The following is a 23,797-nucleotide window of genomic DNA, read 5'->3' as shown; positions in this document are numbered from 1 at the left end:
CCGGCCAGGTCGTCCCGGGGGCGGAGTCCGACGGTCGGCGGCTGTGGTGGGATCGGGGGCATGCGACCGCCACCGTGGCTCGGCTCCGGCACCCGCGGCCGGGACCTCACCCTGGCCGGCGCGTCGCTGGCCGGCGGCCTGGTGCTGTGGGCCCTCGGTTGGCAACCGCAGATCCGTCCGCACCCGGAGGTGCCGCCCGCGCTGTACCTGCCGCCGCTGCTGGCGATGTGCGTGGCCGTGGGCCTGCGCCGCGTCGCCCCGCGCACCAGCCTGGCCGTCGGCACCGGGGCGCTGGTCGCGGACACCGCGCTCGGCGGCTCGCTGGGGACGATCCTGATCTACACCCAGGTGCTCTACGACGCCTGCGTGTACGGCCCGCCACGGCTGTGGCGGTGGCTGCTGCGGGTGACCATCGGGCTGAGTCTGGTCGGCGCGGTGGTCGGCGTGCTCATCTTCGACCAGTGGCGTGGGGTCGCCGTCGGGGTGCCGGTGGTGCTCGCCGGCCTGCTGCCGGTGCTGACCGGAATCAGCGTGCGGCAGTACCGCGACCAGGCCGCCGCCGAGCGGGCCCGGGCCGAGCAGACCGCCCGCCTGGTCGAGCTGGACCGCTGGCAGGCGGTCAGCGCCGAGCGGGCCCGGATGGCCCGGGAGCTGCACGACCTGGTCGCCAACCACCTCAGCGCGGTTGCCATCCACGCCACCGCCGTGCTGTCGGTGAAGGGGCTGGACCGCGGCCAGGTCGAGTCGGCGTTGCGGGTGATCCGGGAGAGCAGCGTGCAGGGCCTGGCGGAGATGCGGCAGATGATCGAGCTGCTGCGGGAGCCGGGCTCCGGCGGCGGCCGGGCGCCGGGGGCCGACGGCGGCGCGCTGCCGGAGGCGGTCACCGCGCGGCTCGCAGAGGCGGACCGGCTGGTCGAGCGGATCCGGGCCGCCGGCCTCGCGGTGCGGGTCCGCACCGACGGCACGCCGGGCCCGCTGCCGGTAGGGGTGGATCTCGCGGCGTACCGGATCGTGCAGGAGTCGCTGACCAACGCGCTCAAGCACGGCGCGGGCGAGGCGGAGCTGACCATCGCGTACCGGCCGGCGGAGGTGGTGCTGACGGTGGAGAACCCGGTCCGCCGGGGCGGAGCCGGGCTGCCCGGCGCCGGTGCCGGGCTGATCGGCATGCGGGAGCGCGCCACGCTGCTGGCGGGCCGGTTCAGCGCCGGACCGCACGACGGCCGCTGGCAGGTCCGGGCCGCGCTGCCCACCCGGGAGGACGGATGACCGCGTCGGCCCGCGAACCGGCTGGCGTCGGCGCTGCGGAGCCATCGGTACGGGTGGTGCTGGCCGACGACCAGCCGGCGGTACGGGCCGGGCTGAGGCTGATCCTGGCCGGCGCGCCGGGCGTCGAGGTGGTCGGCGAGGCGGGCGACGGCGACGAGGCGGTCCGGCTGTGCCGGGAGCTGCGCCCCGACGTGGCGGTGCTCGACATCCAGATGCCGCTCCGGGACGGGATCTCCGCCACCCGGGCGATCGTGGCCGAAGAGCTCGCCGACGTGCTGGTGCTCACCACCTTCGACCTGGACGAGTACGTCTTCGGCGCGCTGCGCGCTGGCGCGGCCGGTTTCCTGCTCAAGGACACCGACGCCCCGGGGCTCGTCGCGGCGGTGCGGACGGTGGCGCGCGGTGACGGGTTCATCGCCCCCGCGGTGACCCGCCGGTTGATCGCGGCCTTCGCGGCCACCGCGCCGGGCGCGTCGGCGGCCACCCGGGCGGCGCTGGAAACGCTCACCCCGCGCGAACGCGACGTGCTGGCCTGCCTCGGCCTGGGCCTGTCCAACCAGCAGATCGCCGACCGGCTCGTGATGGCGGAGAGCACCACCAAGACACACGTGAGCCGGATCCTGGCGAAGCTCGATCTGCGCAGCCGGGTGCAGGCCGCGATCCTGGCCCAGGAGCTGGGCCTGCCCGCCCCTGCCCCGCCATCCTGAGCCCGGACCAGCCAGCCCGGCGTGAAGATCCAGGTCAGGACGTGCCAGGCTGGTGGTGTGGGGAGTACGCCGGGCGGTGGGGAGCTGACGGCCACGCTGCGCCGGATCGAGCGGGCAGCGGGGTCGCTGGCCACTGCCAGCGTCGCCCGCATGGACGAGACGCTGCCCTGGTTCCGCGCCCTGCCGGCCGACCAGCGCTCCTGGGTGATGTTGGTGGCCCAGGCCGGCGCTCAGTCGCTGGTGCAGTGGCTGCGCGAGGGCGGCGGCACGGCGGACAGCACCCAGGAGGTCTCCGACGAGGTCTTCGCCGCCGCCCCGCAGGCGCTGGCCCGTTCGATCACCCTTCAGCAGACCGTGGCGCTGATCAAGGTGACCATCGACGTGGTCGAGGAGCAGGTGTCACACCTGGCCGCCGAAGGCGAGGAGCACCAACTGCGCGAGGCGGTGCTGCGCTTCTCCCGGGAGATCGCGTTCGCCGCGGCCCGGGTGTACGCGCGGGCGGCCGAGTCACGCGGCGCGTGGGACGCCCGGTTGCAGGCGCTGCTGGTCGACGCGCTGCTGCGCGGTGACTCGCCGGACGTGCTGGCCAGCCGGGCCGCCGCACTGGGTTGGGCGGACGCGCCGCCGGTCGCGGTGGCGGTGGGCCGCTCCCCCGGTGGCGATGTCTCCGCCGTGCTGCACGTGGTCTACCGGCTGGCCCGCCGGATCGGCGTGGAGGTGATCGGCGGGGTGCACGGCGACCGGCTGGTGATCGTGCTGGGCGGCGCGGCGGACCCGCTGGCCGCCACCGGCAAGCTGCTGAGCGCGTTCGGCGACGGCCCCGTGGTGGTCGGTCCGGCCGTACCCAGTTTGGACGAGGCCACGGAGTCGGCGCGGGCCGCGCTGTCCGGCTTCCGGGCGGCGCCGGCGTGGCCGACCGCTCCGCGGCCCGTGCTGGCCGCGGAGCTGTTGCCGGAGCGGGCGCTCGCCGGCGACGCTGAGGCCCGCCGCCGGTTGCGGCACGACGTGTACGCGACGCTGGTGCGCGCCGGTGGCGAGCTGCTGGAGACCCTGGACGCGTTCCTGGCTGCCGGTGGCACGTTGGAGAGCGCCGCCCGTGCGTTGTTCGTGCATCCGAACACGGTGCGGTACCGGCTGCGCCGGATCGCCGACGTGACCAGCTTCTCGCCGCTGGCTCCCCGGGACGCGTTCACCCTCCAGGTGGCGCTGACCGTCGGCCGGCTGGATCCGGTGGTCTCGGTAACCTCGCCCGTCCCGACCCAGACATTGACCCCGGCCGTCCGGAAATCCGCCCAAACCGGCGACGACCACCGCCGATCTTTGTAGGAACCCTCCAAAGGTCCTAGTGCGGTTTGGTCGGGGCCGGCACAGCGTTACCCACGCGTATCCGGGAGAGTCATAGGCGTGCTCGCCGTACTTAGTCCCGGCCAGGGTTCTCAGAAACCCGGCTTCCTGACCCCCTGGCTCGACCTGACCGGTACCGAGGCGCGCCTGCGCTGGTGGTCAGCGTTGGCCGGGGTCGACCTGCTGCACCTCGGCACCGCCGCCGACGCCGACGAGATCAAGGACACCGCCCGCACCCAGCCACTGCTGGTCGCCGCGGCTCTCCTCGCCGCCGAGCACCTCCCGCTGTACGACGTGACGCTCACCGCCGGGCACAGCGTCGGCGAGCTGGGCGCCGCCGCGCTGGCCGGGGTGCTGCCGGCCGAGGCCGCGATCACCCTCGCCGGCGTGCGCGGCCGGGAGATGGCTGCCGCGTGCGCGCTCGAACCGACCGGGATGGCGGCCGTCCTCGGCGGCGACCCGGACGAGGTGCTCGCCGCGATCGCCGCACACGGGCTGCACCCGGCCAACCGCAACGGCGCCGGGCAGATCGTCGCCGCCGGTGCGCTGGACGGGCTGGACAAGCTCGCCGTCGATCCGCCGGCGAAGACCCGGATCATCCGGCTCCAGGTGGCCGGCGCGTTCCACACCCCGTACATGGCCCCGGCCGAGACCGCGCTGGCCGCCGTCGCCGCCGGGATCACCCCGGCCGACCCGGCCCGGATCCTGCTGTCGAACCTTGACGGCGCTGCCGTGAACCACGGCCGGGACATGGTGCAGCGCCTGGTCCGCCAGGTCACCGCCCCGGTGCGCTGGGATCTGTGCATGCGCACGCTGGCCGACCTCGGGGTGACCGGCGTGATCGAGCTGCCCCCGGCCGGCACGCTCGCCGGGCTGGTCAAGCGAGAACTGAAGGGCGACGGCGCCCCGGAGATCGTCACCCTGAACACCCCGGACGACCTGCCGGCCGCGCGCGACCTGATCGCCCGGCACGGCATGGCGCCCAGCCACGAGCCCACCATGCAGTTCCGCGTGGTGGTGGCACCGTCCGCCGGCACCTTCGCCCCGGCCGATGACCTGACCGAGGGCGAGACGATCCGCGTCGGCCAGGTCATCGGGCACGTCGGCACCCGCCAGGGGCCGGTCGAGGTGGCCGCGCACCAGGGCGGCGTCCTCACCGAATGGCTCGCCCACCACGACGACCCGGTCGCGCCGGGCCAACCGCTCGCCCGCATCGGAGGACACTCATGACTGGCAGTCGCATCGTCTCGATGGGGCACTACCAGCCCTCCCGGGTGGTGACCAACGACGAGATCGCCCAACTCGTGGACACCAACGACGAGTGGATCCGGGACCGGGTCGGCATCGTCACCCGGCGGATCGCCGACAGTGAGACGGTGGCCGACATGGCCACCGCCGCCGCCGGCAAGGCGCTGGCCAACTCCGGCCTGACCGCCGCCGACATCGACCTCGTCGTGGTCGCCACCTGCTCCTCGATCGACCGCAGCCCCAACGTGGCCTGCCGGGTCGCCGCCAAGCTGGGCATCACCGCGCCGGGCGCGTACGACGTCAACACCGCCTGCTCGGGCTTCGGCTACGCGCTGGGCACCGTCGACCACGCCATCCGGGCCGGGGCATCGCGCAACGCGATCGTCATCGGCGCCGAGAAGCTCTCCGACTTCACCGACTGGACCGACCGCTCCACCTGCATCATCTTCGCTGACGGCGCCGGCGCGGCGGTGGTCACCGCGACCGCCGACGACGAGCCGGCCGGGATCGGTCCGGTGATCTGGGGTTCGGTGCCGGAGAAGAGCGACGCGGTCCGCATCGAGGGCTGGCGGCCGTACATCCAGCAGGAGGGGCAGGCCGTGTTCCGCTGGGCCACCACCGCGCTGGCGCCGCTGGCCCTGCAGGCGTGCGAGCGGGCCGGGGTCGACCCGTCGGAGCTGGCCGCGTTCGTGCCGCACCAGGCCAACGGCCGGATCATCGACGGCATCGCCAAGCGGCTCAACATTCCCAACGCGATCATCGCGAAGGACATCGTCGAGTCCGGCAACACCTCGGCGGCGAGCGTGCCGCTGGCCCTGTCCAAGCTGGTCGAGCGGCGGGAGGTGCCCTCGGGCGCACCGGTGCTGCTGTTCGGCTTCGGCGGTGGCCTGACCTACGCCGGTCAGGTCGTCCGCTGCCCCTGAAGACCCCCTCCGGCGCGTACGCGCCGAGGAGTGGCGGCTGGCGACGCCGGCCGCTGGAGAACCCCCGATGAAAGGAACCAACCGCAATGACCCGTGACGAGATCACCACCGGCCTCGCCGAGATCCTCGAAGAGGTTGCCGGGGTGAACCCGGACGACGTGGCCGAGGGGAAGTCCTTCACCGACGACCTCGATGTCGACTCGCTCTCCATGGTGGAGGTCGTGGTGGCGGCCGAGGAGAAGTTCGGCGTCAAGATCCCGGACAACGAGGTGCAGAACCTCAAGACCGTCGGAGACGCGGTCAGCTACATCGAGGCGCAGTCCTGATCATGAGTCGTCCTGACGTCGTCGTCACCGGGCTCGGCGCGACGACCCCGCTCGGCGGGGACGTCGCGTCGACCTGGGACGCAATGCTCGCCGGCCGCTCCGGGGTGAGTGCCCTCACCCAGGAGTGGGCCGCGCAACTGCCGGTCCGGATCGCCGCCCAGTTGGCCGTGGATCCGTCCGAGGTGCTGGACCGGGTCCGGCTGCGCCGGCTGGACCGCTCGGAGGCGATCGCCATCATCGCCGCGCAGCAGGCCTGGGCGGATGCCGGCCTGGCCGACTCCGGCCTCGACGGGGAGCGGCTGGCCGTCAGCGTCGGTTCCGGCATCGGCGGCGCCACCACCCTGCTCGCCCAGGACGACATCCTGGAGGCATCCGGGCCGCGGCGGGTCTCCCCGCACACCATCCCGATGCTGATGCCGAACGGTCCGGCCGCCTGGGTCGGGCTGGAACTGGGCGCCAAGGCCGGCGTGCACTCGGTGGCCAGCGCCTGCGCCACCGGCGCCGAGGCCATCGCGCTCGGCCTGGACATCATCCGCGCCGGCCGGGCCGACGTGGTGGTGGCCGGCGGCACCGAGGCGGTCATCCACCCGCTGCCGATCGCCGGGTTCAGCTCGATGCGGGCCATGTCGACCCGCAACGACGACCCGGAGCGGGCGTCCCGCCCGTGGGACAAGGGCCGCGATGGCTTCGTCCTCGGCGAGGGCGCCGGCATCGTGGTGCTGGAGCGGGCCGAGCACGCCGCCGCCCGGGGCGCCCGGGTGTACGCGCGCCTCGCCGGCGCGGGGATCACCTCCGACGCGTACGACATCGTGCAGCCGCACGCCGAGGGCGAGGGCGCCGTCCGGGCCATCGCGAAGGCGATCGCGGACGCGGACGTGGCCAAGCGGGACATCGTACACGTCAACGCGCACGCCACCTCGACCCCGGTCGGCGACATGCTGGAGATCGGCGCGCTGCACAAGGCGCTCGGCGATCACCCGGTGCTTGCCGCGACCAAGTCGATGACCGGTCACCTGCTCGGTGCGGCCGGCGCGCTGGAGTCGATCGCCACGATCCTCGCCATCCGCGACGGTGTCGTTCCTCCGACGATCAACCTCGACGACCCGGAGGACGGCCTCACCCTGGAGGTGGCCGCCCAGAAGGCGCGCCACATGGAGATCCCCGCCGCGTTGAACAACGCGTTCGGCTTCGGCGGCCACAACGTGGCTCTCGTCTTCACGCGGGCCTGAAACCCACAGCCTTGGAGGCTGACGTGACCACCACCGCCGTCGGTGCGGACACATCCATCGTGGACTACCGGGATCCCGAGGTCCGGCTCCGGGCCCTGTTCGACGCCGGCTCGCTGCGCCTGCTGGCACCCCGGGACAGTTCCGGGGTGCTCTGGGCGCGCGGCGAGATCGAGGGCACGCCGGCCATCGCGTACGCCACCGACGCCACCCGGATGGGCGGCGCGATGGGCACCGACGGGTGCCGGCACGTCGTCGACGCGATCGACACCGCCGTCCGGGAGCGGGTGCCGGTGCTGGGCCTCTGGCACTCCGGTGGTGCGCGGCTGGCCGAGGGCGTGGTCGCGCTCGACGCGGTGGGGCAGGTCTTCGCGGCAATGGTCCGCGCGTCGGGCCGGGTGCCGCAGATCTCCGTGGTGCTCGGGCCGGCGGCGGGTGGTGCGGCGTACGGGCCGGCGCTGACCGACATCGTGGTGATGAGCGGCGCCGGGCGGATCTTCGTGACCGGGCCCGAGGTGGTCCGCAGCGTCACCGGCGAGCAGGTCGACATGGAGCGCCTGGGTGGCCCCGAGCCGCACGGCCGGCGCTCCGGGGTGGTGCACGTGACCTGCGCCGACGACGAGGCGGCGATGACCGAGTCGCGCAAGCTCGCCGCGCTGCTCGGCCACCAGGGCCGGCTCTCCCCCGACGACGTGCCGGCCACCGACGCCGACGGGCACGACCTGGCGGCCAAGATGCCGGCCGAGACCAACCGGGCGTACGACGTCAAGCCGGTGGTCAAGGCGCTGCTCGACGCCCCGGGTGTGGAGTTGCACGCCAAGTGGGCGCCGAACGTGGTGACGACGCTGGGCCGGTTCGGCGGCCGGACGGTCGGCGTGATCGCCAACAACCCGCTGCGCCTGGGTGGTTGCCTGGACGCGTCCAGCGCGGAGAAGGCGGCCCGGTTCGTGCGGATGTGCGATGCGCTGGGCGTGCCGCTGATCGTGCTGGTCGACGTGCCCGGCTACCTGCCCGGCCTCGGCCAGGAGTGGGACGGCGTGGTCCGGCGCGGTGCGAAGCTGCTGCACGCGTTCGCCGAGGCGGTGGTGCCGCGGGTGACCCTGGTGACCCGCAAGGCGTACGGCGGCGCGTACATCGCGATGAACTCCCGCTCGCTGGGTGCCACCGCGGTCTTCGCCTGGCCGAACGCGGAGGTCGCGGTGATGGGTGCCAGCGCGGCAGTCAACATCCTCTACCGCAAGAAGCTGGCGGCCGCTCCGGCGGAGGAGCGGGAGACGCTGCGCGCGCAGCTGATCGAGGAGCAGACCCGCACGGCGGGCGGGGTCAACCGGGCGCTGGAGATCGGCGTGGTGGACGACGTGATCAAGCCGGCGGAGACCCGCCGGCGGATCGCCGAGGCGCTGGCCGCCGCTCCGGCCGCCCGGGGTGCGCACGGCAACATCCCGCTGTAGCGGTGTGCGAAAGGGCCCCTTCTTGTGAAGGGGCCCTTTCTGACGTTCAGGCCCGGTTGCGGGGGTGCTGTTTGGCGGTGCGCTCGTTGCCCCGGCGGTAGTTGCCGGTCCAGCGGGCCATCACCAGCTGCGGGTCGTCGTCCACCTCGGCGAGGAACTCCGCCGCCCGGCCGCCGCGCAGCGTGGTGGCCACCCGCCCGTGGTGCGTGATCACCACCGTGCCGTCGGGACGCTGGTCGTATCGGAAGCCCTGTGCCGTTGCCATGGCACCGAGGCTCCCAGGCCGGTGCCGTTCGGCGCGAGGCCATTTCCCCGCCCTGAGCCGCGGCCGGCTCCGACGGACCCGGCCCAGGTCGGCCGCGGCCGGCTCCGACGGGCTCGGGTCAGGTCAGGCCGCGCAGGTGGTGGCGGGCAGCCCGGGTACGGCCACCGGGGACCGGCCGCCGGGGCGGGCCTTGCCGGCCAGCACGGCGGCCAGCGCGGTCATCGACGCCCGGCTGGAGGAGTACGTGGCCAGCAGCGTCGGCGACGCCGCCGTGGCCAGGACGTACGGGGTGTCCATGGCCACGGTGACCGCGGCGTCGGCGCGCAGGTCGCCGGTGCCGTCGCCGTAGCCGACCAGGTGCACCACCGTGCCGCCGCTGGGCTTGACCGGCACCCCGGCGGCGGTCAGCGCGGCGGTGAGCGCGGCCCGGGTGCCGTCCCGGCCGCCGGACGAGGTGACGGTGACCGGTCCGCGCACCGCGCCACCGCAGGCGCCCTTCAGCACGGTGACGGCGCCAGCGGCCAGCGCGTCCGCCGCCGCGCGGTGCGCCGGGGCGTTGAGCGTGGACATCTGCGCGGGCGGGAGCGCCGCCAGCCGGAACTTCATGGTCAGCACCCGGGTGACCGCCTCGACCAGCCGGGGCCGGGCCAGCGACCCGCCGCGCAGCGCGGCGAGCAGCCCGTCGTACGCCTGACCGACGTTCGGGGTCATCAGGATCAGGTCGTTGCCGGCGTTCAGCGCCCGGACGGCGGCCTCGCCGGGTGCCCAGCGCTTCGCCGGCGGCATGTTCATGCCGTCGGTGATCACCACACCCTTGAAGCCGAGCTGACCACGCAGCACGTCGGTGAGCAGCTTGTGCGAGAAGGTCGCCGGGGTGCCCGGGTCGATGGCCCGCGCGTCCAGGTGGCCGGACATCACCGCCATCGCCCCGGCGTCGATCCCGGCGGTGAACGGCGGCCACGCGCCGCTCTGCAGCGCAGCCGCGGACTGGCTGAGCACCGGCAGGTCCTGGTGCGAGTCGTCGGCGCTGTGGCCGTGTCCCGGGAAGTGCTTCAAGGTGGCCGCGACCCCGGCCGCCTGCAGGCCACGGACCGCGCCCCCGACCTGTGCGGCGGCCTGCTTCGGGTCCGCGCCGTACGACCGGGAGCCGATCACCGCGCTGCGGGTGGCCAGCACGTCGGCCACCGGAGCGAAGTCGACGTTGATCCCCATGGCGGCCAGCTCGGTGCCGGCGGCCCGCCAGGCGGCCTCGGTGAGCGCCGGGTTGCCAGCCGCCCCGGCCGCGAGGGCGCTGGGCAGCACGGTGACCCCGTCGGTGACCCGGGTGACAACGCCGTACTCCTGGTCGGTGCCGATCAGGAAGGGCGCCGGGCCAGCGGCGAGCCGGCCGGCGGCGGCGCGCAGCCCGCCGGTCAGCTCGTGCACCTGCTTCGGGTTGTCGACGTTGCTGGTCTCCTGGTTGCCCTTGGTCGGGTCGTCGGCGCTGAACCCGACCAGGATCAGCCCGCCCAGCCGGTACTTGGCGATCATCTCGGCTGGGGTGTCGACCCCGGCCAGCGCCCGGTTGCCGGCCGCCGAGCCGGGTGAGACCTTCGTCGCCGAGTCGCCGTAGGCGTACGGCATCAGCACCTGGCCGACCAGATCCTCGTCGGGCAGCGTGGCGACCAGCGCGGCGGCCCGCACGGCCGGGTCGGCCGGGTCACCGGTCGGTGTCGCGCCGGGAGCACTCGGGCCGGCGGACGTACCGCCCGGGCCGGGCGTCGGGGCGGGGCGGTCCGGCGAACCCGAGCAGCCGGAGACGAGAAGGGCGGTCAGGGCGGCGACGGCGACGCTTGCGCGGCGCGGGCGAATCGACACGTCGCCCATCCCACCAGTTCACCCTTATCGGGGCAACTTGACCTTACTGGCCAGCCGCCCCGGGTCACCGCCCCGACGACGTGCGGGCAGGTGGCCGGGTCGGGGGCTGCTGGGTCAGCCGACCCGGGTGAGCAAGGTCACCGGGGCGCCGTCGCCGGCGTACCGGTAGGGCTCCAGGTCAGCGTCCCACGCGGTGCCGAGCGCCTTGTCGAGGGCGTGCGCCAGCGCCTCCGGGGCGCGGGCGCCGGTCATCAGTGCCCGCAGCCGGTCCTCGCCGAGCTGGATGTCGCCGGCCGCACCGACGGTGGCCCGGAACAGGCCGCGTGCCGGCACGTACATGAAGCGCTCGCCGTCGGCGCCGGGACTCGGCTCCTCGGTCACCTCGAAACGGATCATGGGCCACTGCCGAAGGGCAGCAGCCAGCTCGGCGCCCGTCCCCGGACGACCGGTCCACCCGCATTCGGCCCGGCGTACACCGGGGTCGACGGGCTGAGCCGTCCACTGCAGGTTGACCGGCGCGGCTAGGACGCGCGCGATCGCCCACTCGACGTGCGAGCACACGGCGAGTGGGGTCGAGTGGACGTATACGACGCCACGCGTTGGCACGGTGACCTCCCGGAGAGCGAGGTGCGTCTTCCCCTACGACCTCGTCCACCCAGGTGGTTGCTGCAACACATGATGACTCCTGTGACGGATGTTGCGCCAGGGAATCGGAAAAATCGCCGGTCGGAATAGCCGGACGGGTGGTCTCCGTTACCCCTCAGGACACCGCGACGACCAGCATGATGTCGTGGTCATGTACAGTTCCATCGGCGGCTTCTGCCGCGTTTCACCTTCGCGGGCCGACCCAGTGTCGCCCCGCACACAGCCCCCGGACGTCCAGTCCTCCCGTACGTCTTGCAAGGAGTACCTCCGTGGCGAGCAACACCTCTAAGACCGCGCGCGCGTCCGTCCGGGCCGGCCAGGCTGGCCAGGGTGGCGCCCTCAGCGTGCTGGGCGAGTTCAAGTACCTCATCCCGCTCAACGGCGGCAAGCACGCCTACGTGCGGAACCTGACCAACGGCAAGACCGCGCACCTGCGCACCGACTCCGACGCTTTCGTCGAGGAGATCCGTGTGCTGGCCGCCGCCGGCCACGCCGCCAAGATCCGGGCGGAGATCAACAACCTGGCCGAGACCCACCCGGGTGACGGCTGGGAGGCGACCGAGAAGCGCCTGGTCGCGGCCGGCGTCTTCGAGGGCTGAGCCCTCCCCCACCGCATCATCGGAAACCGCCCGCCGGGAGTTCCCGGCGGGCGGTTTCGCGTCCGGCCCCGCCAGAGTGACCGGGGTTCAGGCCGGGTCCAGCAGGGCGACCTCACCGGTGGCCAGGTCGTAGAGCCCGCCGACCACGGCGACCTGGCCGGCGGCGACCGGCCCCACCAGCAGGTCGTCGGCGCGCAGGGTCTGCACCGTGCGCCGGACGTGCCGGCGGATCGCCAGCGGATGCACCGCCGGATCGTTCAGCCCCGCCTCGGTCACCGCCGGGGCGATCTCGTCCACCAGGTGCGCGAGTGAGCCACCGGGACGCACCCCGCTGCGCAGCGCGTCCACCGCGGCCTCCACCGCGCCGCACCGTTCGTGGCCGAGCACCATCACCAGCGGTACGCCGAGCTGGCCGACCACGTACTCGATCGAGCCGCACACCGCGCGGTCGAGCACGTGCCCGCCGGTGCGGATCACGCAGATCGCACCGAAGGTCTGGTCGAAGATCGCCTCCAGTGGCACCCGCGAGTCGATGCAGCCGAGCACCACGGCGTACGGCTGCTGGTCGCCGGATGCGGCAGCCGCGGCGGCTGTCACGTCGTGACCGTGCACCGGCTGGCCGCTGACGAACCGCCGATTACCGGCGAGCAGCTCGGCCAGCGCGGCGCGGGGCGTACCCCCGGCCTGTCGCCCCTGTGCGGAAGGTCCGCCCAGCGGCGGGCCGGGCGTTGCCCCCGACGACCCCATGCCGTCCAGCTTGGCCCGAGCCGGGCTGCCACGGGCGCGGTCGGGAATGTTCACACGGACGCGATTGACGTGGTGCGATGGCGGGTAGCCGGTGTTACCGCCGGGTATCCCGGTGCTCGTGGTACCGGACGGCCCTGGGGAGGTGGCGATGCCGGAGCGGTTCGAGGTCGGTCTGCCTGATGAGGTGCGGCTCCACGTCGAGGCGACCGGGCCGACGGATGCCCAGGTCACCGCCATTCTGCTGCACGGTTGGACACTGGACGGGCGCAGCTGGCACCGCCAGGTCGACGCGCTCACCGAGCCGGCCGGCGGCGCGGTGCGGGTGATCACCTATGACGCGCGGGGGCACGGCCGGTCCAGCTGCATGGCGCTGCCCACGGCCACCCTGGCCCAGCTCGGCGACGACCTGGCCGCGGTGATCGACGCGGTGGCGCCGGTCGGGCGGGTCGTCCTGGTCGGGCACTCGATGGGCGGCATGACGATCATGGAGTACGCGCACCGCCACCCCGCGCACTTCGCGGCCCGCACCGCCGGCCTGGTCTTCGTCTCGACCACCGCCGAGGGGCACACGCACACCGTCTACGGGCTCTCGCCGCGGATCGCCCGGCTGATCCGGCTGGCCGAGACGACCGGCGCCGGAGTGCTGGCCCGGTGCGGCTCGTGGCGACCGCCCCAAGCGCTGCTACGCGCTCTGCAACCGAGCATCCGGTGGATGCTCTTCGGCGACCGCTGCGAGCCGGCCGACATCCGGTTGGTGACCTCGGCGGTGGCCCGCGCCTCGCTGCGCTCGATCGGCGGGTTCCGCGCCTCGATCGGCACCCAGCACCGGCTGGACACCCTCGCCGCGCTCGCCCACCTGCCGGCGGCCGCCCTGGTCGGCGACCGGGACCGGCTGACCCCACCGCCGTGCGCCGAGTCGATCGCCGAGGTCCTGCCGGCCACCGAGTTGACCGTCTGCCCGGGTGCCGGGCACATGCTGATGATGGAACGTCCGGACGAGGTGAACGCAGCGCTGACCGGCGTCCTGCGCCAGGTGCTCGCCGAGCCGTCGCCACCCGCGAGCGACGCGAGCGTCATCGGGGCGGGTGCCTGACCACGTTCCCGCACCTCGGGCGCGGCGGGCCTGGCCGAGGGCCGTACCCTTCTGCGGTTGGCCCGCGCGGTTCGCGCCGCTTGCCGGCGACATCGAAGGAGCGTGCGTTGACCGACCAGACCACCCTGGAGCAGGAGATCGCCGTCGAGCAACGGCACCTCGACCGGGTGTACGCCCGACTGGCCGAGTTACGGCAATCGGCGGTCCGCGCCGAGCGGGACGGCTACCGGATGGCCCGGGTGGGCACGTTCGGCGCGCTGGTCGAGCGCGACGCGATGGTCTTCCACGCCGCGCAACGGCGGCACACCCTGGACGCCGAGCACGAGGGGCTGGTCTTCGGCCGGCTGGACCTGCGGGACCGACAGGTGCTGCACGTCGGGCGGCTCGGCATCCGCGACGAGGACGCCACCACACTGGTCGTCGACTGGCGGGCGCCGGCCGCCGCCGCCTTCTACCAGGCCACCCCGGCCCAGCCGCAGGGCGTGGTGCGCCGCCGCACGATCCAGTCCCGCAACGAGCGGGTCACCCGGATCGAGGACGACCTGCTGGACCCGACCGCCGCCCCGGAGGGGATGACGGTGGTGGGCGACGGCGCGCTGCTGGCCACCCTGTCCCGGGCCACCGGCCGGGGCATGCGCGACATCGTGGCGACCATCCAGCAGGAACAGGACGAGGCGATCCGTTCGCCCAGCTCCGGGGTGACGATCGTCGCCGGCGGCCCGGGCACCGGCAAGACGGCGGTGGCCCTGCACCGGGCCGCGTACCTGCTCTACTCCGACCGCAGCCGGTACGCCGGAGGCGGCATCCTGGTGGTCGGCCCGTCCTCGGTCTTCGTCGAGTACATCGCCTCGGTGCTGCCCTCGCTCGGTGAGGACACCGCGACCCTGCACTCGCTGGGCACCCTCTTCCCGGGGATGACCGCCACCCGCACCGACCCGCCCGAGGTCGCCTCGGTGAAGGGCTCGTTGCGGATGCGCCGGGTGCTGGAGCGGGCGGTCCGGGACGCGGTGCCGGGCGGTCCGGGCGAGCTGCGGCTGCTCTACCGGGGCGGACTGCTGCGGCTGGACCGGGCCGAGCTGGACGGGATCCGGGACCGCGTGCTGCACCGGGGCGCCCGGCGCAACGAGGTACGCCGGGCCGGTTTCGACGGGGTCTTCGCCGCGCTCTGGGCGCAGGCCCGGCGGATGAACCTCCGGCTGCCGGAGCAGCCGGCGTTCGAGGCGGAGATCGCCGAGCGGCCGGAGTTCCGGGAGTTCCTCAAGGCGTGGTGGCCGCGGCTGCACCCCCGGCACGTACTCGGCTGGCTGGCCCGGCCGGACCGGCTGCACCGGTACGCCGGCGGGATCCTCTCCACGGCGGAGATCCGGCTGCTCAGCGCCGCGTACCAGAGCCTGGACGACGCCGGGCTGACCATCGCCGACGTGGCGCTGCTGGACGAGTTGGACGCGTTGCTCGGCAAGCCGGCACAGCCGGCCCGGGCGCGGCGCGACCCGTTCCAGCTCGCTGGCGGGGTTCGCGAGCTGAGCACCTTCGCCGACCGGCAGCGGGCCGCCCGGGCGTCGGCCCGGGAGCGTCCGGCGGACTACCGGGAGTACGCGCACGTGGTGGTGGACGAGGCACAGGACGTCTCGCCGATGCAGTGGCGCATGATCGGTCGGCGCGGCCGGTTGGCCTCCTGGACCGTGGTGGGCGATCCGGCGCAGACCGCGTGGACCGGCGACCCGGAGGAGCTGGACCGGGCCCGTGACCACGCGTTGGGCCGGCGCAAGCGGCACGATTTCACGCTGACCACCAACTACCGCAACTCGTCGGAGATCTTCGCGGTGGCGGCGGCGGAGATCCGCCGGCTCTACCCCGACCTGCTGCTGCCGACAGCCGTCCGCTCCACCGGGGTCGATCCGGTCGAGCTGGTGGTGCCCCCCACCGCGCTGGAGACCGCGATCGTGGAGGCGGCCACCGGCCTGCTGGCCGAGGTCGAGGGCACGGTCGGGGTGATCACGCCGGTCCCCCGCCGCGACGAGGTCGCCGGTTGGCTCGGCGTGCTCGGCGCGCCGCGGCTGCAGGTGGTGACCAGCCTGGAGGCCAAGGGCATGGAGTACGACGGGGTGGTGCTGGTCGCCCCGAGCGAGATCCGGGCGGATCCGGGCGCGGGCGTGCGCACCCTCTACGTCGCGCTCTCCCGGGCCACTCAGCGGCTCACCACCATCGACCCGATCGGCTGACCTGCGGCGGTAGCCCCCACCGGGCGACCACCGGCCTTACACTTGCATACATAGCGATGTGCGCATACATTTGACCAAATCCGGACCGACGGCGGAGGGTGGTTTCGTGGGCGCAGGTCATGACCACCACCATGCGTCGGTCGCCAACGCCGCGCACCAGCACCGGGGCCGACTCTGGACGGCGTTCGGGCTGCTCGCCGCCCTGATGGTGGTCGAAGCGGTGGCCGCCTTCCACACCGGCTCACTGGCCCTGCTCTCCGACGCCGGGCACATGTTCACCGACGTGCTCGGCATCGGGATGGCGCTCGCCGCGATCACCGCCACCCAGCGGACCACGGGCGACCCGCAGCGCACCTTCGGGCTCTACCGGCTCGAGGTGCTCGCTGCACTGGCCAACGCCGTCCTGCTCTCCGGCGTGGCGGTCTACGTGGTGCTCGAGGCGATCGGCCGGTTCGGCGACCCGCACGAGGTGCTGGCCGGCCCGATGCTCGCGGTGGCCACGCTCGGCCTGCTCGCCAACCTGGCCGCCTTCGCCCTGCTCCGCTCAGGTGCCCGGGAGAGCATCAACCTCCAGGGCGCCTACCTGGAGGTGCTCGGCGACCTGCTCGGCTCGCTCGGCGTGATCGGCGCGGCGCTGCTCATTCAGGTCACGGACTGGTGGTGGGCCGACCCGCTCGTCGCGGTCGCCATCGGCGTGTTCATCCTGCCGCGCACCTGGCGGCTGGGGCGGGCCGCGGTCCGCATCCTGGTGCAGGCCGCCCCGGAACACCTCCAGGTGACCGCCGTACACGACCGGCTGGCCGCGGTGCCCGGCGTGGTCGAGGTGCACGACCTGCACGTCTGGACGCTCACCTCGGGCATGGAGGTGGCCTCCGCACACCTGACGATGGCGCCCGACGCGGAGGTCGGCGCGGTGCTCACCGCGGCGCGTACCGCCCTGCACGAAGACTTCCGGATCGAGCACGCGACGTTGCAGATCGAGCCCGGCGCCGCCCCTGGGGCCTGCGGTTCGATCCGGTGGTAACGCCTTTTTCTGGAGCTTTCATCAACTTCGCCCGAATTTACCGTGACGACGCACGCACCGTCCGTCACATCGGCTGCATCAGTCCCACCGGCCCCGGTAGGCTCGGTCCCGGCCTCCACCCGGCGGCGCCCTAACGGCGCCGGTGGCGGCCGCCGCCTAATCGCCCGAGCGGGCGAACCGGGGAACCATGTTCCTGGGGTGCATCCGCGTCAGCGGTAGGGATCTTCCGTCCCGAACCCGTCAGCTAACCCGGTCGGCGGCTGACGGAAGGACATGCGTAGTGGCACCAGCACGACCGCCCGCCGCCCGACTGGCGGCCCTGATCGTCGCGATGCTCGCCCTCGGCGTCGCACTCCCGGCCGGCGCCGCCTCGGCCGCTCCCCAGACCGCCCTGCGGGCCGCCGCGGCACCCGACGGCGACGAGGAGGGTGGCACCCCGGCGCTGCGGGCCCAACTGGAGGCGGCCAGCAAGGGTTACCTGGACGCGAAGCGCGCCCTGGACACCTCCGTCCAGCGGCAGCAGCAGCTCACCACCCAACTGAAGACCACCGAGACCGAGCTGACCGAACGCAGCGGCAAGGTCGGCGAGATCGCCGGGGTGGCCTACCGCACCGGCCGGCTCGGCACGATGTCGGCGTTGCTCAACAGCAACACCCCGGAGGGCTTCATGGACCGGGCCGCCGCGCTGGACGCGGTCGCCGCCAACGAGGACCGGGTGCTGCGCGAACTGCTCGCCACCAAGGACGAGGCCAGCCGCACCCGGGTGGCCCTGGACGGCGAGATCCGCGAACAGCGCAAGCAGGTCACCGTGATGGCCAAGCGCAAGGAACAGGCCGAACGGGCCCTGAAAGTGGCTACCACCAACCAGACCACGGCCGACAGCGGCTCCAACCGGGGCACCTCCGCCGCCAACGCCCAGGCCGCGCCGCGCAACTCCGACGGCTCCTGGCCGTCCGAGTCGTGCAGCGTCAACGACCCCACCCCGGCCACCGGCTGCATCACCCCGCGCACCCTGCACGCGCTCAACCAGGCCAAGGCCGCCGGCTTCACCCGGTACGTGTCCTGCCACCGCTCCGGCGGCTCCGGTGAACACCCGAAGGGCCGGGCCTGCGACTTCGCCGCGCAGACGAACGGCTTCGGCGGGGACGCCACCGGCGGCGACAAGACGTACGGCAACAACCTGGCCGCGTACTTCATCCGCAACGCCGACCGGCTCGCCGTGCTGTACGTGATCTGGTACAGGCAGATCTGGCTGCCCAGCAGCGGGTGGAAGTCGTACAGCGGGGCGGGTGGCGACCCGTCCAGCGACCACACCAACCACGTACACCTGTCGGTGTACTGACCCGACCCGGCCGGCGCCCCGCTGAGCGGGGCGCCGGCCGGAGTACGTCAGCGGGCGTACCCCGGATGTCGCCGGCGGTCGGACGACCCCGGCCGGGTCCGGCGGCAGCATCGCTCGTATGCGTCGACTACCGCCCAGCGCTCGCAAGGCGCTGCTCACCCTGCACCTGGTCACGTCGCTCGGCTGGCTCGGCACCGACCTGGTGCTGCTCACCCTCGGCGTCGCGGCGCTGCGCGGTGCCGACCCGGCCGTCGTCTACCCGGCCGCCGCGTTGGTCGGCACCGTGCTGTTCGCTCCGCTGAGCGTGCTGGTCTGGCTGGTCGGCGTGGCCAGCGCGCTGTTCACCCCGTGGGGCCTGCTGCGCTACCGCTGGGTCGTGACCAAGCTGGTGATCACCACGGTGATGGTCGGCCTGGTGCTGTTCCTGCTCACCCCGAACCTGCGGCACGCCGGTGCGCTGGGCGCCGCCCTGCCCGCCCGGGACCGCGCCGACCTGGTGATCGCACCTGCGGTGTCGACCAGCCTGATGATCATCGCGACGGTGCTCTCCACGTACAAGCCGTGGGGGCGACGACCGGTCGCGCGGCCCACCGCCGCCGGCCGGACCGGCCGTGATCGGCAGGGCGCGGGGCCTGGCGCACGGCGCACCATCGCGGGCCGGGCTGCCCATGATCGCGCTACAACCAGGATGTAGCGGCCTCCGAACCCAAGCAGACCACTACATCCAGGATCAAGCGCGACCTTGCCGGGCGCGCGGGCGCGGCGCGGGGGGCAGGGCGCGGGGCGCGGGCGCACGGCGCATGGCCCACCATCGCGGGCCGGGCCGGCCATGATCGCGCTACAACCAGGATGTAGTGGCCTCCGAACCGAAACAGGCCACTACATCCAGGAGCTTGTCTCATCCTGTTTGGGCTGCTCAGGGATGGTTGACAGGTCGTGGTGGTGTGGTTGGGGTGCTGGTGTGCGGGTGTGGATCTTCGGTGTTGATCATCTGTCTAGCGGTTGATTTCGGTGTTGGTCAGCACGAGTAGGGCGCGTAGCAGGGTGGTGGCGTGTGGGCGCCAGCCGTGGCGTAGTCGGGTGAGGATGCGCCAGTTCTTGAGGTGAGCGTGGGCGTGTTCATTGGCCGCGCGTTCGCGGCTGAGCAGGGTGTTCACGCTGTGTTGGGCGGGGGTGAGGGGGTGGTGGCGGTTGCCGCGTCGTCCGGTGATGACGGTGGGGTTCTCGGGTTGGTCGTCGAGGCGGGTGTGGATGCGGTCGCAGATGACGGCGAGGTCATGACGGCGTAGCCGGGTGGGTAGGCGTAGGCGTTTGGCTTGGGTGGCTTCGTGGGTGCGGGCGCCGGCGGCGGCGGAGATCCAGAGCAGCCGGCCGTGGTGGTCGGTGAGGGTGAGTACGCGTAGGTGGTGAGCCTTGTGTTTGCCGCACCACAGGCGTCGTTCGGCGCGGCCGCTCGGGCGGTGCACGGGCAGGCAGGTGCCGTCGAACAGCAGCGGGTCCTCACTGCTGGTGCGGGCGGTGTGGGTGAGGACTCGGTCCAGGCGGGGCGCCATCGCGGCGAGAGTGGTGATGGTTTGCCGAACCCAGCGGCGCACGCTGTGATGCGACACCCCGTAGGCGGCGGCGAGGTCGGCGGGACGCTGATCATGGCGGAGCACGGCCAGCACGATGAGGGCGACCTGCTCATCGGGCAGCTTGCGCCACCGCGAGCGCACACCACGGCGATACCGGCGGATCGCTTGAGTGATCATGGTCAGCGACTTCGTCGACAAGGGCAGATGGACCTGGTAGACCAGAGCATGGCCCTCGGTGGGCGTGTTGTCGTGTGTCACGACCTGCAACCCTCACCGAGGGCCCTGCTATGAGCCACGCGCAACACCGGAACAGATCGAACCTTCCCGAGGGCAGTCGATCATCAGCGAAGATCACCACACCCTGACCAGCGCCGCGACCCCACGACTCGTCCTGTCAACACCACCCCACCAGCCCAAACAGGATGAGACAAGCTCCAGGATCAAGCGCGACCTTGCCGGGCGCGCGGGCGCGGCGCGGGGCGCGGGCGCGGGCGCGGGGCGCGGGTGTGAGCGGGGGCGCGGGCGCGGGGTCAGGTGGGGGGTGGGGGGTTGTCGGGGCGGTCCAGGGCCGCGCCGAGGCGGGTGGCCAGGGCCAGGTGGGCCGCGCGGGCCTGGCGGAACGCGTACCGAAACAGCGGAGCTGGCGCGGTCAGGGTGATCTCGACATCGATCCGGACCAGGCCGTCCGGCTCGGCACGCAGCCGGGTGTGGTTGTGCACCGTGGTGGCCGGCCACTGGCGGGCCACCGTGACGATCTCGTCGTCCTCGCTGATCAGCACGTCCGCCTGGTAGGTGGTGCGAAAGCGCAGCGGACCGGCCACCAGCCGGTCGCTGATCGCGTAGCTGGCCCGGGCACCGTGCCGTGGTGGCAGCCTGCGGACCCGGACGATCAGCGGGTGCAGCTCGCCCTGCCGGGTCAGGTCGCTGAGCAACGCCGCCGCGTCAGAGGTTGAGGAGCGGGCCTGAACGGTGTAGCTGAAGGTATCGCTCCTGAGCACACCGTCTCCTGCCGTCGATGGTCGCCCGATCGTCCCGTACCCCGGTCGGGCTGGCAACGCCCGGAGGGACACCGGCCGATGCGATGCCGTTCGGGGCTTCCGTCGCACTAGGGTCGGTTAGCGAGTAATCACCGGCCGTGACGAGGGGCGGAAATCATGAACGGCTACGATCGGTGAGCGGGCACGTGATGGTCTTCGCGCCCACACCGCAGCTGACGGTGACCGTCGACCAGCCGAGCGACCATCCCGAGCTGCACCTGCATCCCGGCGGGCAGGGCGTCTGGCAGGCCCGCATGGTGATGTCGCTCGGCGTCGACGTGGTGCTCTGCGCCGCGCTCGGCGGCGAGATCGGCCAGGTGTTGGAGCCACTGCTGGTCAGCGAGGGGGTGGACCTCAAGATGGTGGTCCGCGACTCCGGCAGCGGTGGGTACGTGCACGACCGTCGGGACGGGTCCCGGCAGGAGATCGTCGACGTGCCCGGGCAGCCCCTGAGCCGGCACGAGCTCGACGAGCTGTACAACCTTGCCCTCGGCGAGGGCCTGCGGGCGTCGGTGAGCGTGCTCAGTGGCCCCAACGAGCCGTGGCTCGTCCCGGCCGACCTGTACCGGCGCTTCGCCGCCGACCTCGGCGCCAACGGCGGCCGGGTGGTGGTCGACCTCTCCGGCGATCACCTCGGCGCGGTGCTGGACAGCGGGGTGTTCTTCCTCAAGGTGAGCCACGAGGAACTGATCCGCGACGGCCGTGCTCGCAACGAGGACCGTACGGAGCTGAGCCGGGTGATGTACGACCTGCACGCCTCCGGCGCCGAGACGGTGGTGGTGAGCCGGGCCGACGAGCCGGCGCTGGCGCTCATCGACGGGGAGCTGTTCGAGGTGGAGATGCCCCGGCTGGAGGCCGCCGACCCGCGTGGAGCGGGCGACTCGATGACCGCCGGGGTGGCCGCCGTGGTGGCCGGCGGCGGAGACATCCGGACCGCCATCCGCACCGGCGCTGCCGCTGGCGCGCTGAACGTGACCCGGCACGGCCTGGGCACCGGGCGGTTGGACTCGATCACGGGCCTGGTGGAGCGGGTGCGGCTGGTTCCGGCGGACAGCCGTCAGCAGGAGCGGACCACCCCCGACGAGTTGGCCGACCGGGCGGTCGAGCGATGACGCTGCGGGTGCTGGTCACCAACGACGACGGGATCGCCGCACCGGGCATCCAGGCGCTGGCCTGGGCGGCTGCGCGGCGGGGCCTGGACGTGGTGGTGGCGGCGCCACTGGAGGAGGCGAGCGGCACCAGTGCCGCGATGAGCGCCATGGAGCAGGACGGGCGGGTGGTGGTGCACGACCACCCGCTGCCGGAGCTGGCGGGTGTGCCCGCGTACGGGGTCGGCGGCTCCCCCGGCTTCATCACGCTGATCGCGCTGCACGGCGCGTTCGGCCCGCCGCCGTCGGTGGTGCTCTCGGGCATCAACCGGGGCGCCAACGCCGGCCGCGCCGTGCTGCACTCCGGCACGGTGGGTGCCGCCTTCACCGCCGCCACGAACGGCTGCCGGGCGATGGCGGTCTCGCTGGACGTACTCTCCGCGGGCGAGGCGACGGCCGCCAGCGGTGGTGCCGCCGTGGACGCCGCCGCCCTGGTACGCGACGCCGAGCGGCACTGGAGCACCGCCGCGCGGGTCGCCCTGGACCTGCTCCCCCGGCTGACCGCCGCGCCGCTGGAGAGCGTGCTCAACGTCAACACCCCGGACCTGCCGCACGGGCGGCTGCGCGGAGTGCGCCGGGGCACGCTGGCCAGTTTCGGTCAGGTGCAGATGACGGTGGCCGAAGCCGGGCACGGCTTCGTCCGCACCTCACTGGAGGAGCCGGGGCAGGCCGCACAGCCCGGCACGGATGTGGCGCTGCTGGCCGCCGGGTACGCCTCGGTGACGGCCATCCGGGCGGTCACCGAGATGACCGACGTCGACCTGACCGGTCTGGAGGAACAGCCCTGACTCGGGCGATGCCCCGGAGCTCGGGCGCCGGGAGCGGCGCTCTCACGCGCCGGGGAGCACCTCGGGAGTGGCGGCGCCAGCGAAGTAGGGCTCCGGGGCGCCGAAGAGACCGAGCAGGCCGGTAACCCAGAGCTGCCGGTGCACGAACCGGCTCGGCTCGGTGACCACCAGCTTGACGCCGCTGACCTCGGCGGTCTGGAAGCCGGCGACCATCGCGCTGATGCCGACCGAGTCGATGAACGTAACCAGCCTCATGTTCAGCTCGATGCGGAGAGGGCGACCCTTGGCCAGCACCTCGGCGATCGCCTCGCGCACCTCGTACGCGGTATCGACGTCGATCTCGCCCCGCGGGGCGATCTCCACGACACCACCGGACAGAACCGACTTCACGATCGACAGGCTCACGAGCACCTCCACCCGCCCGTCCCCCGGGCGCCTCATCAGTACGCGGGCCGCGACCGAGAGTATTCCTCCGACGGCCTCGGTCGCCACCCCTCGGGATGAGCAATTCGCGGATTCGAGCACATGAAGTCGCTCATCTCCACAATTTTTCGTTATCTGATCACTCGACGACCGGTCGGAGCCGACGCGTCGCCGGACCAGGGTAGCGGTCCCGGCCCGACACAGCCGACAACCGGCCTGCCGGCCGTGCCGGCCCCGTGTGACACCGGCGTGTCGTGCCTCGTCCGTGCTACTCGGATCCGCCCTACGGTTGCCGACGCCGCCTAGCATCGATCCGGACACCCGTCGCGACGGAGAGGATCATCGATGATCAAGAGACTGGCTGGGCTGGCCGGCGTCGGCGTCCTGCTCGCCCTCGTACTGGCCTGCGGTTTCGGTGGCGGAGGCGATGATGACGACGACGATGACGATGACTTCGCCCGAGGCGTCGCCGTGGTGGTGCTGCACTGAGGCGGCCAGTGAGCTGTGCCGGCGGGTTTGCGCCCAGCCGGCACGGGGCACTG

General features: G+C 73.2%; 24 protein-coding genes and 1 riboswitch. Of the genes, 17 read left to right on the top strand and 7 right to left on the bottom strand.

The window, feature by feature from the left end:
• The first annotated feature begins 60 nt into the window (after positions 1 to 60).
• From OG990_RS01200 to OG990_RS01165, 8 genes are all read left to right on the top strand, one after another.
• Positions 61 to 1,266: a sensor histidine kinase gene (locus tag OG990_RS01200; RefSeq protein WP_406078655.1), complete on the top strand. Its 1,206-nt coding sequence runs from the start codon at positions 61 to 63 to the stop codon at positions 1,264 to 1,266.
• Complete coding sequence (locus tag OG990_RS01195; RefSeq protein ID WP_386984279.1) at positions 1,263 to 1,973, top strand: response regulator; 711 nt, start codon at positions 1,263 to 1,265, stop codon at positions 1,971 to 1,973. The genes OG990_RS01200 and OG990_RS01195 overlap by 4 nt, the downstream gene beginning before the upstream one ends.
• A 21-nt stretch (positions 1,974 to 1,994) precedes the next feature.
• Complete coding sequence (locus tag OG990_RS01190; protein ID WP_386984281.1) at positions 1,995 to 3,299, top strand: PucR family transcriptional regulator; 1,305 nt, start codon at positions 1,995 to 1,997, stop codon at positions 3,297 to 3,299.
• A 78-nt stretch (positions 3,300 to 3,377) separates the two neighbouring features.
• Positions 3,378 to 4,547, top strand: a complete 1,170-nt coding sequence (locus tag OG990_RS01185) for an acyltransferase domain-containing protein (RefSeq protein ID WP_406078652.1) — start codon at positions 3,378 to 3,380, stop codon at positions 4,545 to 4,547.
• Entirely contained in the window at positions 4,544 to 5,488 is a 945-nt protein-coding gene (locus tag OG990_RS01180) for a beta-ketoacyl-ACP synthase III (protein ID WP_406078650.1), read from the top strand. Before OG990_RS01185 ends, OG990_RS01180 begins: the two co-directional genes overlap by 4 nt.
• Positions 5,489 to 5,574: 86 nt before the next feature.
• A complete protein-coding gene (locus OG990_RS01175) occupies positions 5,575 to 5,814 on the top strand; it encodes an acyl carrier protein (RefSeq protein ID WP_053653162.1) in 240 nt (79 codons plus the stop codon).
• 2 nt (positions 5,815 to 5,816) lie between these two features.
• Positions 5,817 to 7,043, top strand: coding sequence for a beta-ketoacyl-ACP synthase II (fabF, locus tag OG990_RS01170; RefSeq protein ID WP_355613380.1), 1,227 nt, complete (start codon positions 5,817 to 5,819; stop codon positions 7,041 to 7,043).
• A gap of 23 nt (positions 7,044 to 7,066) precedes the next feature.
• The gene (locus tag OG990_RS01165; protein ID WP_406078647.1) at positions 7,067 to 8,491 is read left to right on the top strand and encodes an acyl-CoA carboxylase subunit beta; all 1,425 of its coding nucleotides are present in this window, start codon (positions 7,067 to 7,069) and stop codon (positions 8,489 to 8,491) included.
• Positions 8,492 to 8,537: 46 nt separating this feature from the next.
• On the opposite strand, the gene OG990_RS01160 is transcribed toward OG990_RS01165, so the two are convergent.
• The 3 genes from OG990_RS01160 to OG990_RS01150 all read right to left on the bottom strand — a co-directional run bounded on the left by OG990_RS01160 (position 8,538) and on the right by OG990_RS01150 (position 11,219).
• Positions 8,538 to 8,756, bottom strand: a complete 219-nt coding sequence (locus OG990_RS01160) for a hypothetical protein (protein ID WP_386984288.1) — start codon at positions 8,754 to 8,756, stop codon at positions 8,538 to 8,540.
• A gap of 123 nt (positions 8,757 to 8,879) precedes the next feature.
• Complete coding sequence (locus OG990_RS01155) at positions 8,880 to 10,622, bottom strand: glycoside hydrolase family 3 N-terminal domain-containing protein (protein WP_328419083.1); 1,743 nt, start codon at positions 10,620 to 10,622, stop codon at positions 8,880 to 8,882.
• Positions 10,623 to 10,727: 105 nt separating this feature from the next.
• Positions 10,728 to 11,219, bottom strand: coding sequence for a DUF3145 domain-containing protein (locus OG990_RS01150; protein ID WP_328419084.1), 492 nt, complete (start codon positions 11,217 to 11,219; stop codon positions 10,728 to 10,730).
• Positions 11,220 to 11,527: 308 nt separating this feature from the next.
• Here OG990_RS01150 and OG990_RS01145 point away from each other — a divergent pair, with 308 nt between their 5' ends.
• Positions 11,528 to 11,857, top strand: coding sequence for a hypothetical protein (locus OG990_RS01145; protein WP_328419085.1), 330 nt, complete (start codon positions 11,528 to 11,530; stop codon positions 11,855 to 11,857).
• An 87-nt stretch (positions 11,858 to 11,944) separates the two neighbouring features.
• On the opposite strand, the gene OG990_RS01140 is transcribed toward OG990_RS01145, so the two are convergent.
• Positions 11,945 to 12,658 (bottom strand): carbonic anhydrase, encoded by a 714-nt coding sequence (locus OG990_RS01140; RefSeq protein ID WP_328419086.1) that lies wholly within the window; start codon positions 12,656 to 12,658, stop codon positions 11,945 to 11,947.
• Positions 12,659 to 12,752: 94 nt separating this feature from the next.
• Between OG990_RS01140 and OG990_RS01135 the strand changes: the two genes are divergently transcribed.
• The 5 genes from OG990_RS01135 to OG990_RS01115 all read left to right on the top strand — a co-directional run bounded on the left by OG990_RS01135 (position 12,753) and on the right by OG990_RS01115 (position 18,979).
• Positions 12,753 to 13,697 (top strand): alpha/beta fold hydrolase, encoded by a 945-nt coding sequence (locus tag OG990_RS01135; RefSeq protein WP_406078644.1) that lies wholly within the window; start codon positions 12,753 to 12,755, stop codon positions 13,695 to 13,697.
• Between the two features lie 107 nt (positions 13,698 to 13,804).
• The gene (locus OG990_RS01130; RefSeq protein WP_386984295.1) at positions 13,805 to 15,919 is read left to right on the top strand and encodes a HelD family protein; all 2,115 of its coding nucleotides are present in this window, start codon (positions 13,805 to 13,807) and stop codon (positions 15,917 to 15,919) included.
• 106 nt (positions 15,920 to 16,025) lie between these two features.
• Entirely contained in the window at positions 16,026 to 16,943 is a 918-nt protein-coding gene (locus OG990_RS01125) for a cation diffusion facilitator family transporter (protein WP_406078642.1), read from the top strand.
• Between the two features lie 143 nt (positions 16,944 to 17,086).
• Positions 17,087 to 17,218: riboswitch (cyclic di-AMP (ydaO/yuaA leader) on the top strand.
• A 5-nt stretch (positions 17,219 to 17,223) separates the two neighbouring features.
• Positions 17,224 to 18,285 (top strand): coiled-coil domain-containing protein, encoded by a 1,062-nt coding sequence (locus tag OG990_RS01120; protein ID WP_406078640.1) that lies wholly within the window; start codon positions 17,224 to 17,226, stop codon positions 18,283 to 18,285.
• A 118-nt stretch (positions 18,286 to 18,403) separates the two neighbouring features.
• Positions 18,404 to 18,979 (top strand): hypothetical protein, encoded by a 576-nt coding sequence (locus OG990_RS01115; RefSeq protein ID WP_406078639.1) that lies wholly within the window; start codon positions 18,404 to 18,406, stop codon positions 18,977 to 18,979.
• A 301-nt stretch (positions 18,980 to 19,280) separates the two neighbouring features.
• On the opposite strand, the gene OG990_RS01110 is transcribed toward OG990_RS01115, so the two are convergent.
• Complete coding sequence (locus tag OG990_RS01110) at positions 19,281 to 20,117, bottom strand: transposase family protein (RefSeq protein ID WP_406077537.1); 837 nt, start codon at positions 20,115 to 20,117, stop codon at positions 19,281 to 19,283.
• A 272-nt stretch (positions 20,118 to 20,389) separates the two neighbouring features.
• A complete protein-coding gene (locus OG990_RS01105; RefSeq protein WP_355609469.1) occupies positions 20,390 to 20,857 on the bottom strand; it encodes an SRPBCC family protein in 468 nt (155 codons plus the stop codon).
• A 173-nt stretch (positions 20,858 to 21,030) separates the two neighbouring features.
• On the opposite strand from OG990_RS01105, the gene OG990_RS01100 reads away from it, so the two are divergent.
• The gene (locus tag OG990_RS01100; protein ID WP_406078638.1) at positions 21,031 to 22,008 is read left to right on the top strand and encodes a PfkB family carbohydrate kinase; all 978 of its coding nucleotides are present in this window, start codon (positions 21,031 to 21,033) and stop codon (positions 22,006 to 22,008) included.
• On the top strand, positions 22,005 to 22,832 hold the full coding sequence (surE, locus tag OG990_RS01095) for a 5'/3'-nucleotidase SurE (RefSeq protein ID WP_406078637.1): 828 nt from the start codon (positions 22,005 to 22,007) through the stop codon (positions 22,830 to 22,832). Before OG990_RS01100 ends, surE begins: the two co-directional genes overlap by 4 nt.
• Positions 22,833 to 22,874: 42 nt before the next feature.
• On the opposite strand, the gene OG990_RS01090 is transcribed toward surE, so the two are convergent.
• Positions 22,875 to 23,237 (bottom strand): STAS domain-containing protein, encoded by a 363-nt coding sequence (locus OG990_RS01090; RefSeq protein WP_130403378.1) that lies wholly within the window; start codon positions 23,235 to 23,237, stop codon positions 22,875 to 22,877.
• 363 nt (positions 23,238 to 23,600) lie between these two features.
• Between OG990_RS01090 and OG990_RS01085 the strand changes: the two genes are divergently transcribed.
• A complete protein-coding gene (locus tag OG990_RS01085; RefSeq protein WP_328419101.1) occupies positions 23,601 to 23,744 on the top strand; it encodes a hypothetical protein in 144 nt (47 codons plus the stop codon).
• Positions 23,745 to 23,797 lie beyond the last annotated feature (53 nt).

Source organism: Micromonospora sp. NBC_00858, from assembly GCF_045207365.1.
In the GTDB taxonomy this organism is placed as follows: Bacteria; Actinomycetota; Actinomycetes; order Mycobacteriales; family Micromonosporaceae; genus Micromonospora.
Note: the sequence above shows the minus strand (reverse complement) of the source record. Positions and strands in the feature narration are given on the sequence as shown.